General features: G+C 28.6%; 11 protein-coding genes. All 11 read left to right on the top strand.

Annotation, left to right across the window (positions count from 1 at the left end; genetic code table 4):
* Positions 1-7: 7 nt before the first annotated feature.
* On the top strand, positions 8-985 hold the full coding sequence (gene rpsB, locus MOSC01_RS0100835; RefSeq protein ID WP_010320936.1) for a 30S ribosomal protein S2: 978 nt from the start codon (positions 8-10) through the stop codon (positions 983-985).
* A gap of 21 nt (positions 986-1,006) precedes the next feature.
* Positions 1,007-1,909 (top strand): translation elongation factor Ts, encoded by a 903-nt coding sequence (gene tsf / locus MOSC01_RS0100830; RefSeq protein WP_010320935.1) that lies wholly within the window; start codon positions 1,007-1,009, stop codon positions 1,907-1,909.
* Between the two features lie 80 nt (positions 1,910-1,989).
* Positions 1,990-3,312: a signal recognition particle protein gene (gene ffh, locus MOSC01_RS0100825; protein ID WP_010320934.1), complete on the top strand. Its 1,323-nt coding sequence runs from the start codon at positions 1,990-1,992 to the stop codon at positions 3,310-3,312.
* A 24-nt stretch (positions 3,313-3,336) separates the two neighbouring features.
* Positions 3,337-4,704 (top strand): glycine--tRNA ligase, encoded by a 1,368-nt coding sequence (locus MOSC01_RS0100820; protein WP_010320933.1) that lies wholly within the window; start codon positions 3,337-3,339, stop codon positions 4,702-4,704.
* Positions 4,697-6,544: a DNA primase gene (gene dnaG / locus MOSC01_RS0100815; RefSeq protein ID WP_010320932.1), complete on the top strand. Its 1,848-nt coding sequence runs from the start codon at positions 4,697-4,699 to the stop codon at positions 6,542-6,544. The genes MOSC01_RS0100820 and dnaG overlap by 8 nt, the downstream gene beginning before the upstream one ends.
* A 610-nt stretch (positions 6,545-7,154) precedes the next feature.
* A complete protein-coding gene (locus MOSC01_RS0100810) occupies positions 7,155-8,528 on the top strand; it encodes an RNA polymerase sigma factor (protein WP_415926553.1) in 1,374 nt (457 codons plus the stop codon).
* A gap of 6 nt (positions 8,529-8,534) precedes the next feature.
* Positions 8,535-9,308: a Nif3-like dinuclear metal center hexameric protein gene (locus MOSC01_RS0100805; RefSeq protein WP_010320930.1), complete on the top strand. Its 774-nt coding sequence runs from the start codon at positions 8,535-8,537 to the stop codon at positions 9,306-9,308.
* Positions 9,302-10,129 (top strand): deoxyribonuclease IV, encoded by an 828-nt coding sequence (locus tag MOSC01_RS0100800; RefSeq protein WP_010320929.1) that lies wholly within the window; start codon positions 9,302-9,304, stop codon positions 10,127-10,129. Before MOSC01_RS0100805 ends, MOSC01_RS0100800 begins: the two co-directional genes overlap by 7 nt.
* A gap of 23 nt (positions 10,130-10,152) precedes the next feature.
* Positions 10,153-11,397 carry a tyrosine--tRNA ligase gene (tyrS, locus tag MOSC01_RS0100795; RefSeq protein WP_010320928.1) on the top strand — a complete coding sequence of 415 codons (1,245 nt, stop codon included), beginning with the start codon at positions 10,153-10,155 and terminating at the stop codon, positions 11,395-11,397.
* A 59-nt stretch (positions 11,398-11,456) separates the two neighbouring features.
* Positions 11,457-16,208: a DUF4011 domain-containing protein gene (locus tag MOSC01_RS0100790; RefSeq protein WP_010320927.1), complete on the top strand. Its 4,752-nt coding sequence runs from the start codon at positions 11,457-11,459 to the stop codon at positions 16,206-16,208.
* 110 nt (positions 16,209-16,318) lie between these two features.
* A complete protein-coding gene (locus tag MOSC01_RS04090; RefSeq protein ID WP_010320926.1) occupies positions 16,319-19,174 on the top strand; it encodes a hypothetical protein in 2,856 nt (951 codons plus the stop codon).
* The last annotated feature ends 311 nt before the right edge of the window (positions 19,175-19,485 follow it).

Genomic DNA, 19,485 nt, shown 5'->3' with positions numbered 1-19,485 from the left:
ATATTACATGGATAAGGCAACAACAGCTAAACAAAACCAAAATATCGAACAAAAAGATAACCAAATGTTGAACATTGGCGAAATTTCTACTGAAAATTCAGCGGAAATTCCTATCGTTTCAAAGCAAAAACTATTAGAAGCGGGTGTTTATTTTGGTCATAAATCATCACAGTGACACCCTAAAATGGCACAATTTTTACTAAAAAGAAAGCGTAATGAAACTCACATTATTGATGTTTTGAAAACTCAAAAAATGTTAGAAATTGCTTATAAATTAGTTGAAAAATTTGCCCAAAAAGGTGCTAAATTTATTTTTGTAGGTACAAAAAAACAAGCAAAAAAAGCCATTGAAGAACAAGCAATCCGTACAAATTCAATATACGTTTCTGGTCGTTGATTAGGCGGAACTTTAACAAATAGTCGGACAATTTTGTCACGTCTCAAAGCAATGGAAGAACTTGAAAAACAAACAGCAGAAAATTTTGAAGGTTATACAAAAAAAGAAATACTTTCAAAACAAAAACAATTAGCTAAATTACAAAAAAATCTTAACGGAATTAAAGGGTTAAAAGACGTTCCACTTTTTTCATTAATAATGTTAGTTGCCGATCCTTTAAAAGATATAATCGCAGTTAAAGAAGCTCGTAAAAAAGGAATTAAAATTATCGGAATAACAGATTCAAATGTCGATCCATCTTTGGTTGATTTTGGAATTCCGGCTAATGATGATTCAACTAAATCAATCACATTAATTTTTACTATTTTGGCTGATGCAATTTCATCAGCAAAAGGTGGTAAAAAACTTTTTGCATATCAGCCTGATGAGCAAATTATTTTGCCAGAAGATCCTGACAAAGAACAAAAACAACTAAGATTTCGCCGTAATTCATTTGACAAATTTGAAAAGTTTGATAAATCTAAAACCAAACCAGGCGATAAAAAAGTACAAAACCCTAGCCAGTCTAGCGAATCTAAAATTGCATAATTAATAAAAAAGGAGTAAAAAATGTTAAAAATAGATAAATTAGCAAAAATTAAAGAATTAAGAGAAATTACGGATGCTCCTTTTGTTGATTGCAAAACAGCTCTTGAAAACTCTGATTATGAAATAAAAGCGGCTATTAAATGACTTCACGAAAATGGTAAGTCAAAAGCACTAAAAAAAGCTGACCGTATTGCTGCAGAAGGTTTAGTTTTAGCAACTAAATGCCAAAAACATGCTTTAATTTTTGAACTTAATTCGGAAACAGATTTTGTTGCTAAAAATCAAAACTTTGTAAAACTTCAAGGTGAAATTGCCCAATTACTTCTAGAAAATGACTTTGATAATTTAGAAAATGCTTTGACCATTAAAAACCCCGATTCTCGTACAATTGCAGAAATGTTAATCGAATCTACCGCAACTATGGGTGAAAAAATAACCTTGCGTCGGGTACTAAAAACCAAAATTTTAGAAGGACAAAAAGTTGGTCTTTATACACATTCTAACGGACAAATTGCTTCTGTTGTTGTTATAGATGGTGGAAATTGCACTGTTGCAAAAGATATTTCTATGCATGTTTCAGCTCTAAATCCAGAATTTAATTTTGAATCCGATGTGACTCAAGAAAGACTTGCAGAAATCACTCAAAAAGTTGAAGATTCACTTGCCTTAGATAAGAATTTTGAAAAGAAACCTGAAGAAATCAAGCAAAAAATTAAACGTGGTAAGATTGAAAAAGAATTGTCAGAATTCGTTCTTGAGTTTCAACCTTTAGCAACGGATAGTGCCATTTCTGTTGGTAAATATTTAGAGCAAAATTCTGCTAAATTAGTCCAAGCTGTTCGTTTTGAAGTTGGTGAAGGTATTGAAAAACAAGCTGTGGATTTTTATACAGAAGTTAATTCACAAATAAAAGAAGCTAAATAATTATTAAACTTAAATCAAAAAATATAAAGAAAGGTATAAAATTTTTCCTGTTTTTTTAGGAAAAATTTTCTATTTTTAAAATGTTAGATTTTTTGACCAATAGAATTCAGTCATCTTTAAAAAAAATTCAAAAATCTGTAACCATTAATGAGCAAGATTTAGCAGAAATTATTCGTGAAATTCGTCTTGCTTTACTTGAAGCTGACGTTAATTTATTAGTTGTTAAAAATTTTATTGCTCAGGTTAAAAATCAGGTTTTAACAAACGGGCTGACTTCCAAACTTAATCCCCAGCAAGAATTTTTAAAAATATTACACCAAAATTTAGTTTCAGTTCTTGGAGTTAGTGCAAAAGCTATTAATTTTGCTAAAAAACCAGCAACAATAATGCTAGTTGGTCTTCAAGGTTCAGGAAAAACTACAACTACGGCAAAACTTGCAGTTTATGCTCGTCAAAAAAATTTTTCAAAAAAAATTTTACTAGTAGCTTGTGATACTTACCGCCCTGCTGCGATTGATCAATTGAAACAATTAGGGAAACAAGTTTCAATTGATGTTTTTTATATTGAAAAAACTCCTGTTGAAATCGCAAAAGATGCCCTAATTTATAGCAGAAATAACAATTATGACCTTGTTATTTTTGATACAGCAGGTCGTCTTTCAATTAATTCTGAATTGATGACTGAATTAGCTGACATTAAAAAAGCTGTAAAACCTGATCAAATTCTTTTTGTCCTTGATGCCCTTTCTGGTCAAGATATAATAAATGTTGCTGAAACTTTTCATAAAGAAATTAATTTAACAGGGTCAATTATTACAAAATTAGACTCAAATGCACGTGCAGGGGCGGCACTTTCAATTACACATTTGCTTAAAATTCCGATTTTATTTATCGGTTCAGGTGAAAAAATTTCTGCCTTAGAACTATTTCATCCCAACAGAATTGCCGATCGAATTTTAGGTATGGGCGATGTAATGTCACTTTTAGAACAAGCCGAAGAAAATATTGACAAACAAACCGTTAAAAAACTGTCTCATCGTATGTTTTCTGGTCAATTTAATTTAGATGACCTTCTAAATAGTCTTGCTCAAATTCAAAAAATTGGAAAATTTTCGAAAATAATAAAAATGATTCCTGGATTATCGGGCAAAATTAATGCAAGTCAGATTGATGATGTCGAGCAAAAAATGAAACTTTATAAAATTTTAATTTCATCAATGACTCTTGAAGAGCGCAAAAAACCAAAACTTTTAAAAAATCCATCTCGCAGGAATCGAATTATTCGCGGTTCAGGTCGAACAGGTGCTGAATTTAACCGTTTAATTAGTGAATTTGAATCAATGTCTAAAAAAATGTCTGAATTTTCATCAAAAAATATTAATTTTGACTCATTTTTTAAATAAAAAAGAAAATTAAAAGGATAAATTATGGCCAAATTTGAAAACTACCAATTTTTTATTAATTATCTAAAGAATTTAGGATTTATTTTTCCTAGTTCACAAATTTATGGAGGTTTAGCAAATTCTTATGATTATGGCCACCTTGGTGTTCTTTTAACTAAAAATATTGAAAATTTTTGGGCTGATTTTTTCATAAACAAAGATCTTAATGCCTTTTTTATTGATACAAAAATTTTGCTAAACCCAAAAGTTTGAGAAGCCTCAGGTCATCTTGAAAATTTCAGCGACTTATTAGTTGAAAATAAAATTAATAAAAAACGTTATCGTGTTGACCATTTGTTTGAAAATAATTTTCCAAATTTAATTTTTGAAAAATTAAATCAACAAGAAATTCAGCAATATTTGGCTAAAATTGAAAATTATGATGGATCAAAAACCGACTGATCTATTCCTAAAAATTTCAATCTTTTATTCCAAACTGAACAAGGTGTTGTTGAAAATGAAAAAACAACATTGTATTTGCGACCTGAAACAGCACAGGGAATTTTTATAAATTTTAAATCACTTTTAAGATTTACTAAAAACGCTTTGCCTCTTCGAATCGCTCAGGTTGGAAAATCGTTTCGAAACGAAATTTCACCTGGAAATTTCATTTTTAGGACCCGTGAATTTACTCAACTAGAACAGGAAATTTTCGTTAGACCTGAACAAGCAGATGAAATTTTTCACTCTGAAATAAAAAAAGTTCAACTTTTTTTATCTAAATTAGGTTTTTCGCCAGATTCAATCCGAATTAGCAATCATCAACCCGAAAAATTAGCCCATTATGCAAAAGCAACCACTGATTTTGAGTATTTTTTTAATTTTGGTTGAGGTGAGCTAATCGGAATTTCTAACCGTGGAAATTTTGATCTTAAAAATCATATGGCTAAAAGTGGCGAAAATCTTGAATTTGTTGATTCTGCAACCGGTCAAAAAATTTTACCATATATAATCGAACCATCAATTGGCTTAGACAGACTTATGTTAGCGATTTTAGAGCAAAATTTTGTTCACGACATCGAAAAAGACCGTTATTTTCTTAAATTTCCTTTTATTTTAAGCCCATATAAAGTTGCGGTTTTACCGCTTTTAAAGAAATTTTCACCTCAAGCAGAAGAAATATGAAAAATGCTTGTTAGCCACGGAATCGCCGCTACTTTTGTAAATACAGGAACTATTGGCAAAAGATATTATTATCAAGACTCAATTGGAACTTTTTTTTGCATTACAGTTGATGAAGAAGGAATTCAAAATCAAAGTGTAACAATTAGATTTCGCGATACTTGTGAACAAAAAAGAATAAAAATCACCGAAATTATCCAATTTATAGAGGAAAATTCTTCAAATGAATAAGCAGCAAATTTTAGCTCATATTTTAAAAAACACCGATATTTACGGGTTAATTTCACAAGCAATCCAGCTTTCGCCCAATGGAAGAAACACATTTGTTGGACTTTGTCCATTTCACGAGGACACAAATCCATCACTGTCAGTTTCAATTTCTAAACAAATTTTTAAGTGTTTTTCTTGTCAAAAAGGTGGAAATGTTGTTAGCTTTGTAATGCTTTGAAAAAATTTGAATTTTTTTCAAGCTATTGAATATCTTAACAAAGAATACAATTTAGACCTTAAATTAGCAAATAATTTTGCTCCTGAAAAAGTTTATTCTGAAATTGAACTTCAAGCATTGCGCGCTTTTGAAAATTCGGTCTCACTTTATCTTTTAGAACTACTTACAATTATATCAAAAACCAAAAAAAGCCCTAAAAACCGACAAGAATTGGAAATTTACAACTTTATAAATTCGCGAGGGCTAAGTCGCGAAATTATTGAAAAATTTAAAATCGGCTTTGCGCCAAGTTCATTTTTAAAACCTCGACTTGTTGATTCAAAATTATTTGATGAGGAAACTTTGAAAGATTATTCACTTTTAAATCAACAAGGTTTTGATTTTTTTCAAAATCGAATTGTTTTCCCTATTGAAAATTTAGAAGGAAAAGTTGTCGGGTTTTCAGGTCGTTGTTTGCCTAATACTAAATGTGAACCAAAATATTTAAACTCACCATCAAGTAAGCTGTTTTCTAAATCTGAAATTTTCTATAATTATAAAAATGCAATCGCTGACAATCCCAAAGAAATTTTTATTACTGAAGGTTTTTTTGATGTTATTGCATTTTACAAGGTCAATATTAAAAATGTAATTGCGCTTATGGGCACTTCTTTGACTAAAAAACACTGTGAATTATTGAATAATTTTACAGTTGTCATTGCCCTTGATGGTGATCGGGCTGGTCTTGAGGCTACCTTAAAATCGGCACTCATACTTTCGCAAAACAAAATTAAAACTTACATTATATCAGGTTTTGACGGAAAAGATCCTGATGAGTATTTAAATAATTTTGGTGCTGACAGTTTTTTAGAAAAACTTTCAGACCGAAAAAATTGCTTTGATTTTGCTTATAGTTTTTACAAAAATCAAATCAAAGAAAATTCTAGCGATGAAATTACCGAATTTGTCAACAAATTTACGCCGTTTTTGCAAAGTTTGCATGCTCAAAATAGCCCATTACTAGGCGTTTTTTTGAAAAAAATTAATGAGGACTTAGGTATTGAAAAAAGTGCTTTTCGCTGAATAAAACAAATTCAGTATCCATCTAAATCTGGTCGGGAACTTGAAGAAAATGAAGATCTTTTTGAAAATAGACAACAAAATAAAAGGAATAGCTATGAAAACCGGCCATATCAACTTCAATCTAATGAGTTAAGATTATTTTTAATTATTTTGAAGGATTTTCTTGAAGGTGATCGGGAAAAATTTAATCAGTTTAAAAGGTTAAATTTTAAATTTTCAAATCCACTTAATAATAGGTTTGTTGACAAATTATATTCTAGCGATAGAAAAAATCCCGAAATTTGCAGGCAAACTATACAAAAAATTGATGAAGCAGGCGCTTTATTAAAAAAATATTTATTAGATGAATATTCACAAATATCAGATCATGACATTATAAATTTTAATGTACATGAAAAAACAATAGATGACGTTAAATACTATGTTAAAAATATTAATGAAAGAAGAAGAAAAATAAATAACGATATTTTACATCAGCATTTAAAAAATAATAAAAATGATTTTGTAATTGATTTGTATAACGACGAAATTCAAGGGGGCGCCGATAATGAAAATTGGTAATAAATTGGCAATACAAGAACCTAAAAATTCCCAAAAAGCTTATAGTTTTTCTGAAAAATCTACAAAGCCAGCAACTAAAACCGCTGAAAAAAAAGTAAAAACTTCACATAAAAAAACAAAGGAGCAAGTCCAAGTAGATTCTAATTTAAATTTGAATGTCGATTCTGACAGTTTGAACGCTAAAAATTCAAAAAAAATTATCGTTAATGAAAAAAGAAAAAACTCATATGAACAAATTGAGAATTTTTTTAATGTTATTAAAACAACCAAGCATCAATCTGATTTTCTAAAAAGTATTGAGGCATTTCGAACTAAAACTTTAAATCAATTATCAAAAAATATTAACTCAACTAATAAAAGTTTAAAAGCAAAAGCTAAAGTGGCTTCAACCACAAAATCTAAAACCGCAAAAAATGAGGATTTAGAATTAGAACAAGAAAAATTAGAAAAACCCAAAAAAAAGACAAAACAAACAAAAATAACAGCAAAAGAGAAAAAAACCTCTAAAAATAAAGAACTTTTTGAAAATAACCACAAGCTAGAAAATTCTGATAATTTTTCAGAATCAGCTAATAGTCCCGAGTCACGTTATCAGTTTGTTATTGAAAAGTTACAAGAACAATTAGAAAAAAAACAGAAACAAACGACAAAAAAAAGTTCGAAAAAAACTGCTGAAAATGTATTTTTAAGCCATGAAGAAGTTTATAAATATATCGAAAATTTAAACCTTTCAGTTTCAGAGGACGAGTTAGACGAGTTTTTTCAAATTTTAATGCAGAAAAAAATAATAAGCGATGAATTAGACAAAGAAGATCTTGAAGATGTTTCAAGTTCAGATTTTGTTGATCAGATTAGTCAAAAAAATTCTAAAAATAAAACAAAGAAAAATCTTGATAATTTAGATGATGATAAAGATTTGAGCCTAGACAGACTTGATGACCAAGAAGATTTTGATGACTTGTCTCAAGATGATAGTGGCGAAATTGAATTTGGCCACTCGGTTGATGAATCACTAAGAATCCAAGATATTGACGATCTTGATTATATTAATGATGAAAATTCAAGTCAATTTCGTAAACCTAAAATTTACAGCGACGATGTTTACCGAAATAAACTCACCGACACAAACGACATGATCAAATGATACATGCGTTGAATCGGAAAATACGGAAAATTATTAAGTCAAGAAGAAGAACAAGAACTCGCCCGTAAAATGCAAATTAAAGGTCGAATTGGTAAAAAAGCTCGTGATACCTTAATAAAACGTAATTTACGACTAGTTGTAAACAGCGCAAAACGCTATAAAAACCGTGGTTTAAATTTTATTGACCTAATTTCTGAAGGTAATTTAGGAATTATCAAAGCCGTTTCTAAATATGACCACACTAAAGGATTTAAATTTTCAACTTATGCAACTTGATGAATTCGTCAGGCAATCACAAGAGCTGTGGCTGATCAGGCAAGACTAATTAGAATTCCGGTTCATATGGTCGAAACTATTAATAAAATTAATAAAGCAGAACGCGAATTACAGCAAGAAAAAGGGCTAAATCCAACAGCTGAAGAAATTGCTCAGCGTCTTGGGTCTGAATTTACAGCCGAAAAAGTCCGTTATATTAAAAAAATAAATGTCGACCCGATTTCGTTAGACAAAGCAATTGGGAAAGAAGAAGATAGCTCTTTTTCTGATTTTATTAAGGATGAAAATATAATTTCGCCAGCTGAATATGCCGAGCGGGAGGAAAAAGCTAAGGTTTTACTTGAAATAATCGAGGCAACACTTGACTATGATGAAAAAGATTTTATCAAACGCCGTTACGGAGTTGGCGTTGATGAAAATGGCGTTCCGTATCAGGCTCATAGTTTTGAAGAACTGGCGGCGATGCGTCGCGTTACAAAGGAGCGAGTACGTCAAATAGAGGGTAAAATTCTTAAAAAATTAAGAACCCCTCAAAAAAGATGGTCACTACGTGATTTTAACTAAAAAAGTATGAAAACAAAAGTAATTGGCAATTTTTTGCTTGAAAAATTTCCCTTAGAAAACTGTCAAGACTGAGATAATTGCGGTTGAAATCTCTTTTTTGATTCTGAAATTTTCAAAGTTCTTATTTGCATTGATCTTACAAAAAGTGTTTTAGATTTTGCTATTAAAAATAATTATAATTTAATAATTTCACATCACCCTTTCTTTTTTTATCCGACAAAAAAGGAAGAATTTCAAAATTCGCCCTACAAGAAAAAAATTTCTAGTCTTTTAAAGAAACACTCAATTAACGTGCTTGCGCTCCACACGAATTTTGACTCAACAAACAACCAAACTGCATTTTCAATCGCCAACCAGTGAGGTCTAGATGCAAGTAGCGCTATAAAAATTGATGATTTTAACATTCTAATTGAAAATAATTTAAAAGTTTCTGAAATTTTAAAAAGAATTTCACTAAATAGTAATTTAGCGACTTTTCGAGCTAATTTTTCACAAGATTTTTTGCCAAAAAAAGTGGCAATTCTTCCAGGTTCAGGTGGAATTTTAGCATGTCTTTTAGCAAAAAAACAAAAAGCCAATCTTGTTATAACTTCCGATCTCAAATGATCAGATCAACTTACGATCATGCATCATAAAATCAAAGTTTTAGAAATTCCCCACCTTATTGAGCAAGTTTTTACTGATAAAATTGCCCAAATATTACAAGAAAAATTTAAAAACATCGAAATTCACAGTTTTAAATTACCTGAAATTTTAAGCGAGGTTAAAATTAAATGATAAAAATTGGATCACATGTACCTTTCAAAAAACCAGATTACCTTTTTGGTGCAATCGATATTTCTCTAAAAAATAAAGCAAATACAGCAATGATTTTTTTAGGTCCACCTCAGTCAACAACGAGAACTCAGCCTGAAAATTATAAATTTGACGAGTATGTCGCTGAATTTTCCAAGCAAATTCCTCCTGCCGATATAGTCGTTCATGCTCCTTATATTTTAAATTTGGCTAATCCATTAAAAGCTAATTTTTCTATTGATTTTTTGGTAAAAGAGATTGAAAAAATGAACTTTATTGGCGCAAAATTCTTAGTTTTGCACCCAGGTTTTTTCACAACCTATACAAGATTAGAAGCAAAAAATCAGCTTGTAAAGTCACTTAAAGTTATACTTGAAAAAACAAAAAATGTCGAAATTTTACTTGAGACTATGGCCGGAAAAGGTACTGAAATGTGCTCAAGTTTTGAGGAAATAGTCGATATAATTCAAGACTTAAATTCAGAAAGAATTGGGGTTTGTCTTGATACTTGTCATGTCTGAGATGCTGGTTATGATCTTAAAAATTATGCTGAATTTCAACAAGAATTAATAAAAACTAAAATAATAAATCACATAAAAGTTATTCATCTAAATGATTCAGCAAATCCGCTTGGTTCAAAAAAAGATCGTCATGCTAATATTGACAAAGGCTTTATTGGTCTTGAAACTCTTCAAAAAATTGTTCATGACCCACTTTTTGATAATATTCCAATAATTTTAGAAACACCTTATGTTGATAATAAACCAATTTATGATCAAGAAATCGCCCTTTTATTGAAAAAATAGCACTAATTTTGGAGAGTTTTTCTATGTCTGACAAAAATAAAATTGATTTTCTTGATGAGCTAAAGCAAAGAGGAATTTTAAAAGATATCACTAATTCCGATAGATTTTCAAATCTTTCTTCTGAAAATGGAATTTATATCGGCTTTGATCCAACGGCGCCCTCGCTTCATTTGGGTAATTACATTTCAATAAATCTTTTACAACGTCTTCAAAATTTTGGGATTAAAGTTCTTGCCGTTGTCGGCGGGGCGACTGGAATGATTGGCGATCCGTCATTTAAACCTAATGAGCGAAAGTTACTTGACTTTGAAAGTGTTAAAAATAACACTGAAAAAATCAAAAACCAACTAAAATCGTTTAATTTACCTGTTTTTGATAATTTTGAAATTTACAAAGATATGAATATTTTAACCTTTTTGCGTGATATTGGTAAAAATATTAATATTGCTTATTTGTTGGCAAAAGATTCTGTTTCTTCGCGTATTGAATCTGGACTTTCATATACAGAATTTTCTTATCAACTAATTCAAGGGTGAGATTTTACATTTTTAGCCCAAAATCACAACATAATTGCCCAATCAGGGGGGTCTGATCAATGAGGCAACATGGTGACTGGCCTTGATTTTATTAAAAAATCAAACCTAAAAAATAAGGGCAAGACTTTTGTTTTTACAACAAATTTACTTACTGATGAAAATAATGAAAAATTTGGCAAAAGTCTTGGAAAACCGATTTGGCTTGATAAAAATATGTATTCACCTTTTAATTTATATCAATTTTTGTTGAATCAAAGCGATTCTCAGGCCGAAAAAATTATGCTCTGGCTGTCGTTTTTAGATCTAGATTCAATTAGGCAATTAATTTCTTTGCACAATCAAAATAAAAAAGACCGAATTTTACAAAAAGAATTGGCAAAAGAGGTTGTTTTTAATATTCACGGCCAAAAAGGACTTGAAATTGCAGAAAAAATAACCCAAATTTTATTTAATAAAATAAATTATTTTGAAATAACTTTTGATGATAAATTAGAACTAAAAAAAATTTTGCCCTATTTTAGTGCAAAATTTTTTGACCAAAATAGTCTAATTGAATCTGGTATTTTTAGCTCAAAACGTGAATTGAATGAATTTATTTCACATAAAGCTCTCGAAATTAACGGTATAAAAATTGAATCTTCTTCTGAAATTAATACTAGTCTAGCTGATCAAAACAACCTCTTTTTAATTAAAAAAGGCAAGAAACAATTCTTTATTTTCGAGCTAATTTAAATAAAATTACAAAAAATATTTTATAATACTATAATAAAACTTGATTTAATAAGGGAAATATGGAAGTTGATAATGTTCGTGAAGATCTAAAAAAATGACAAAATAAATTGCTCGATGTTTCCAAAAGAAATCGATTAATCAATTTTAATTTAAACATCCCAACAAAAACAAGGCCAATAAAACTCGGGATTTTATTGCCTAATTTTAATGATTTTCTTGATAATGTTGTAGAGCCTAAAGTAAAAATATTTTTTCGGTACCCCGAAAAAAATGCTAAAAAGCAGTCAACTTCAAAATCAAAGCCTAAAAATTTTACGCCTCTAACACTAGAAGAAATTCAAGAACAATTAATAAGTACTAAAAACATCTCAAATTTGATAATATCAGACTTCCCCGTTGAGCAAGAGAATTTAATTATCAAAAATTTGTACTCAAAGTCCAAAAATTTTAAAGAAGAAAAAGCGATAAATATTCTTTATCTTGGTATTGGATTTTTGAAATGATTTGAAAAAGATGATGAAAAAACCCCTTATTATAGTCCTATTTTTTTATTTCCTGCCCAACTTAGTCGAATGTTAGAGCAAGGAAAAGAGAAATATTGACTTGAATTTCTTGATAATTCATCATTAAGCATAAATTTAACTCTTCTTAAAAAATTGCAAATTTTAAACTTAGACAGCCAATTATCTAAATTTAAAATCGATACATCAATCTCAATTAGGGAAAATTTTCTAAATTTTGAAAAATTATTTCACAAAAATAACACTAATTCAAATTGAGAAATAATTCGCTCAATTCAATTGAGCCTTTTTGATTATAGTAAAATTGAAATTTACACTGACTTAGTTGAAAATGAAGAAAAAATAATTAATAATCCTTTTTATAATGAAATAATTGGTAATTCTACCCCCAAACCAAATAATACTGTCGCCCCTATCGGTGAAAATAATCAAGAAACTGTCGTCGGTTCTAGCTCTAATAATGATCTTGCCCCATCAGATTATTTTCATATTTTGCCAGCCGATTCATCTCAGGAAAAAGCAATTCAGGCTGCAATTCGTGGTGAAAATTTCATTCTTGATGGCCCACCTGGAACTGGAAAGTCCCAAACCATCACTAATATAATTAATGAATTTTTAGCAAGAAATAAAACAGTTTTATTTGTCTCAGAAAAGTTAGCAGCACTTAATGTTGTTTATTCAAACCTTAAAAAAATCGGACTTTCTGATTCAGTTATAGCTATTCACAACGAAAATATTAACAAAAAAGATGTAGTTGACAATCTTTTAACCACGCTCGAAAAAGGTGTTAATTCAATATTACTGAATGCTTCAGAGTCGGCTTTAATTGAAAATAATTATATTGAATTACGTCAAAAACTGAATAATTACGGTGAAAAACTTACTCAAATTCGTCCTCCGTTACAAAAAAGTGTGTATGACTTAATTGCTGAATATCAAAATTTGATTGATATTCCAAATTTTGAATTTTCAATTCCAGAAGAAAAACTAAAAAAAATTGACTATTTGGCCCTTCAAAAAATTGAATGAGAGCTTAGTGATTTATTTCAAAAAATAAAAACTATTAACTTTAATTTAAAAAAACACCCTTGATATGGTTTTAGTCAAAAAACTATTGACGAATTCAAAAAAGACAAATTTAAAACCTGAATTTTAACCTTGACAAATTTAAGTTCTACTATTTTCAATAACATTAAAGAGTTTAATTTTTTCTTGATGCATCCAGATCAACATTTAAATAACATTCTTTACTTGTTTGATTTTTTAAAAATTTTAAATAATCTGGAAAAAATTGATTTACCTGAACTGGAAAAGTTACAAAATTTGTCCCAAGAAATTCAAAAATATTCACAAATTTTGCAAATTCAGTCAGAAATTTCTACCTTAGAAAAAAAACTTTACGTTCATTTTAAGCAAATTCCTTTAGATGTTCCTATCAAAGAGTGTTGTCAAATTATTGAAGATCATCTTAATAAAAAACTTAAATTTTTAGACTTTAGATACAAAAAAATCAAACAAAAATTAACTCCGTATTTTAACAAAGATTTTTCTGACACAACTTTTCTTGAAAACTCATCAGAAATTATTACCTTAAAAAATAAAAAAATCTCGCTTGAAAAATGGCTTTCAACCCTTTTATTTAAAGCTGGAGAAACAAATCCTAGCCAAATCCAGTCAAATTTTTATCAATTAAAGTTTTATAAAAAGTTAAAAATCTTGAATGATTCAACAAAAATAAAAGTTCAAGACAAGCAATTTGTTGATTTTTTTCTTGATTCAAAGTATACAAGAGAGCTTTTGAATAAGAAATTATTTGAACCTGTTAGTCAATTCGTTGAAATTTGGCGAGAATTTTCGCTTGAATTTGATTCAAAAGTGGTTAATTTTAATTTCTTAGAAAAGAAGAGATTCGAAAACAATCTTCAAACAAAGCTATATAAAATAGATAAAATTCATGAAATTGCCCAAATTAATGCCAATATTTCCCTTTTATCTGATTTTGGAATTGACGATTTTATAAATAAAGCAATTGAGGCAAACTTAGAAATTGATTTTTATAAAACTTTTGCAAAAAAATTTTACAAAATTTTAATAGATCAAATAGTTAGCGCCGAATTTAATAATTATGATTGACAAACACTAAGTTCAAATCAAAACAAATTTGAACTTGCCCAAGAAAAATTAGATTTACTGTCGGCAAAAAGAGTTGATGCCATTCTTCTTGAAAAAATTCCCCAAATTGACTCAGTTTCTGAATATACTCCAGAAATTAGAATTTTAAGACAAGAAGCTAATAAATCTCGACGTTTAATGCCGTTTCACGAACTTTTTGTCAGAATTCCGAATTTATTAAGAAAATTAAAGCCTTGTTTGATGATGTCGCCGCTCTCAGTAAGTTCCTATATTAAAAATAGTGATATGGAGTTTGATCTTGTTATTTTTGACGAGGCTTCACAAGTAAAACCTGAAAGCGCAATTGGAGCAATTGTCCGTGCAAAACAGTATATAATTGCTGGTGACAAAGAACAAATGCCCCCAACAAATTTTTTTGACACAATTCCTGAAAGCGAGGATGAAGAATCTGATTTTACCGACTTCAATGTTTCAGATTATCTCTCAATTCTTGATGTCAGTCAAACATTTTTAAAATCTTACAGACTAACATGACATTATCGCTCAAAGTTTGAAGAATTGATTCAACCTTCTAACATTGAAATTTATAATAATGATTTAGTCACTTTTCCAACAAGTCAAAAACCTCATGATTTACAAGGTATTAAGCTTGTAAAAGTTGAAAATGCGCTTTATAAAGAGCGAAGAAATGAAAAAGAAGCAGATACTGTTATTGAAATACTAGACCAAATTCTTACAAAATATCAAAACAAATTTTCGATAGGAATTGTTACAACTAATTCAGTACAGCGAAACCTCATTCAATCAAAATTAGAAAAATTTAAAGCAAATAAACCTTATTTTTCCCAGTTTTTTAGCGATGAATCATCTACCGAAATTTTTGTCAAAAATATTGAATCAGTTCAAGGTGACGAGCGCGATATAATCATTTTTTCATTAAATTTTGGTCCTAATGAGCAAAACAAAGTTTCACTTCATTTTGGAGCCATTAACCAAAAAAATGGTTACAGACGTCTAAATGTTGCCTTTACTCGGGCAAAATATTCAACAATAATGGTTACATCACTTGATCCTGAGCAAATTGATTTAGAAAAAGTCCGCACACGCGGGGCAAGTTTTCTTAAAAAATATCTAGAAATTGCTAAACATAATTTGTTTGTAGAAAATAAACCTGATAATACTTCAGATTCACAAGTAAGTTTTGAAGATTCTGTCTACAAAGAATTAACAAATATGGGTCTAAAAGTTGTAAAAAACGTCGGATATTCAGATTACAAAATCGATTTAGCAGTTTTAAACCCACAAAACGAAAATAGTTATTTACTAGGAATTCAATGTGATGGATCTGGTTATTTAAAGCATAAAAATGCCCGTGATCGTGAAATTTTGTGAAAAAATGTCCTAATGTCGCGAGGTTGAAATATCCTTAGAATTTGGTCGCTAGATTGATTCCAAAATAGAGGCAGTCAACTTAAAAAAATAAAAGAAATAATAAAAAAACTTAAATCTCAAGAAGAAAAACCGCTGGGTGTTGAAGAAAATCCTTCTGATTTACCGCCAAAAACAGCTGAACCATTTAGCGCCCCATTAGCTATTATTAAAAAAAGACAACCAATTGATTTTAGATCCTTTTTTGAAAAAAGATTTTTATTTACGGATGAAAATTTGACTGACTTATGAAATCAAACTAAAACTGAATATTCTTTTTTTGAGGAAATTTTTAATAGAGTTAAAATTCTCAGCAAGCAAGAACACCAAAAAATTGTTCTTTGATTATCCGGAAATTCAAAAATTACCAACTCTATAAAAGCAAAAAGTGTGAAAATTGCACATAATTTTATAGAAAATAACATTATTTTCGAAAGTCCGTCGCATTATTTTTTAAAAAATGTGACAAAATACAATTTTTTCCTTGAACCAAAAAGACCAATAAGAGACATACATTATTTTGAAATTAAGGATTTGATTATAACAATAATTGAAAAAACTAAATCAATTTCAAAAGAGGATATATATTCATTAATTCTCGAAATAACAGATTTTTCATTCTTAAAGAAAAAGACTCGCGACTATTTAGATCAATGTTTTCAAAAATTACTTGATGATAAAATAATTTTTGAAAACAAAGGAGAAACCTTTTCCCTAGCAATTCCTTAATTTTTCCCTTTTTTCAAAAAAATCATTAAAATTCTTATAATCAAATAAAAAACATACGTTTTTAGCGGTTATGTAGTATAATTTACTTTTAAATATTGAGGTTTGGTTTAATGAAAAAAGCTTTAAAAATTCTCTTTCAAACATCCACGCCAATTCTCTTAAACGTTGGAATTATTTCGGGCGCAGTTTTTTTTAGTGCAAAACAAACTAATTTAGGATCAAATTTGTTAAAAAAATCAGAAACTGCGTTGTTAAAAGAATTAAACTATTTAGCTTTAGGTGATTCCCTAAGCTCAGGTTTTGATTGAGAAAGTAATCTTGACGGGCGCGGTAAAATGACTAACGGTTCAATTAGCGGGATCTCTTTTCCTGCTTTTTTTGCCAATTTTGCTCAAAGTATTCAACCCAATTCTGTAAAATCTTTTAAAAATTTAGCGCTAAATAATTCCTCAATTCTAGATTGAATATATCTTCTAGACCCAAAAAATAATATTATAAGTGATAAAAATCTTTCTAATTTAAGGGCTCAAACATACAATTCTTCAAATTTTGCCGAAACAATTCGTTCGGTATTTGAAAATTTTACCGGCGATTTCTCAAACTTAAGACAAGAAATTCGAAACGCTAATTTAATTACAATTTCAATTGGTTTCAAAGACTTTCTTAATGAATTTAATAGTAATTTTTTTGACAATATTCTTTCAAGCAATACACCCCGAAATTTATACGATTCAATAACAACAAATATTAATTACGCATTTATAAAAATTAAACATAACTTGAAAAAGTTAATAACTTTAATTAAAAATATTAATCCTGAAACTTACATAAATCTAATTGGATATTATAATGAGCATCCAAAAATTGATAAATTTTTAAACGATTTGCTTAAAAATTATTTGTCAGAATTTGAACCTAATTTACTTTCAGTAAGTCGTCTAAACGATGAAATAAAAGAAGTTTCACAACAAATGGGCGTTAATTTCATAAACCCATTTTTTGAAAAATCTTGAGATGAAAAATCAGGTCCATTTTTTGATACAGATTTAGATTTCAGACCTCAAATAAAAGCCAACAAACAAATAGCTCAAAATTTAATTATTTCATTAGCTTTATCTCCTACAGACCTTAATAAATCTAAAAAACTCAATGAAAATGATGAAATTTTACAAACTAATTTTTCCGCTAATAATTTAGAGTCTCAGCAAATAGATTTTGGTTCCAACAATGAAATTTTAGAAAAAATCACTGTTAATGGTTCGCTTCAAAATTTTATTAGTGAAAATTCTAGTTTTGAAGAAAAAAGCATTAAGGATCTACATACAATTTCATTTCAGCAACCAGAATCAACAAATTATGCTAGCGCTTTGAATCAATTTGTCGGGTTTTTTGGTTCTGAACAGAGCGATTTTGCCGACTTATTTAAAGGTTTAATTAACACTTTTGGTAATAAATCTGAACCAAATTTTGAGGCATTTAATAACATTGTTGAAGTAATTTTAAAAAGTGAATTTTTCACAAATATAACACAATATGCACAAGAATTTATTGCAAATTCTTCCATCCAAAATGTTGAAATAAATGAATCTGACGACAACTCAGAGCAAGATAGTTCTGAGTTGTCTGAGTCGGATAAAACACAAACATCCCCTGATTTAATAAGTTTTTTGAAGGAAAAAGTCCTTTCTCAGGAAAATATTCTTGCACTTTTAAACGAAATTTTGTCTAGCGAATATGTTCAGACCCATAGTACTAAATCAGTTAATTTATTTTATAATTTATTATTTAACCAACCGGCAATTTCTAAATTACTAGTTAGTTCAATTTCAAGTCAAGAAAATATTCAACAAGTAATAAAAGAAGTACTTCAATTTAATTCAGTTCAAAAATTTGTCACTTTTATTTTTACAGAACTAATACGAAATAATCAAGATTATATATCAGCTAAATCTTTTGGTCAAATTTTGTATTTATTTCTCCAAAATTCAAATAATTACAATAAATCAGTAGCTTTTATTAAAAGTTTTGTAATAGAAGCGCTTAAAAGACCTAATTTTTTGAGTACTATTTTTAACGCCTTATCAAGTCAATTTGGCTTTAATATTGAAAAAGAAGACATAAATTCACTTATAACTTTGATTACAAGTACTAGCGATATAATAGTTAATACTAAAACTTTTAATAATTTAATTAATTTGCTATCTAACGAAGTTATTTATGGAATAAAAAGCGGAATAAGCAATAATCCATCTGATTTTTCTTTCTTTTTTAATATTATTTCTAATTTAACCAATAAAGTTAGTGATTTTATCAAAGATAAAGACAATATTTATAATTTTTTCCAAGATATTATCTCTTTTTCTCCTTCAGCTAGACAAATAGATTCTGTTAAGTCTTTACTTGGTAAATTTTTACCATTTATTTCAAAAATTAATTTAAGCTTTATTCTTGACAAAAATTCTGAAAATTATCAGTCTTTAAATTTAATTTTTGAGTCTTTTTCAGATTTCTTAGCACAAGATAATTTTAAAGAATTAAGTGATTTAATTAGCACAATTATGGATGATTTTTTCTTGATTAATAATTATAAATATCAAAATAGTCCCGATTTATACGCCATAATTTTTAATTTATTGTCTAATAATTCCCAAAAATTAAAACCAATTTTGTATAAGTTTATTGACAAAAACCATAACAACACCAAAGTTTTAAATGCACTTAAGTCTGTTTTTGCTAAAATTTTGCCACACGAAGTTCTTGAGAAACTCGACCAAACCAATCAGACAAATTACTTTAAAAACCTAATTGACTCTATTTTTGCGGTTATTTCTGAATTAACTATCGAATATAACACCAAACTTGAACTAACGAAAAATAATGGTTTTATCGAAGAAACTGATAAAAAATCAGAAAATAATTTAGATTTTAATCACTTATTAGACAAACTTAAAAGCAAAAAGTCATAAAAAAACAACTACTATTTAAACTCAATGCAAATAGAAAACTCGTTTTTATTTACATCGAGCCTAAAAAAATATATGAAGTTTTGAAAGAACAATAATCAAATGCCATAAATTTGTAGATTTCTAAACGGTCAAATTTAAGGCATCCCATCATATTTAAAAATATAATGGAAAATTCGCACTGTCTGATTTTTTTAGACAAAAAACATCACTAATTCCCCCTTAATTCTAAAATCCAAATTTATTAATTATTCTTAAGTGAGTTTAATTATAACCTAAAATTTTTTTATACCAAGCATTTTTTTTTTTTTTTT

The sequence above is a fragment of the Mesomycoplasma ovipneumoniae SC01 genome (genome assembly GCF_000218525.1).
GTDB lineage: Bacteria > Bacillota_I > Bacilli_A > Mycoplasmatales > Metamycoplasmataceae > Mesomycoplasma > Mesomycoplasma ovipneumoniae_A.
Note: the sequence above shows the minus strand (reverse complement) of the source record. Positions and strands in the feature narration are given on the sequence as shown.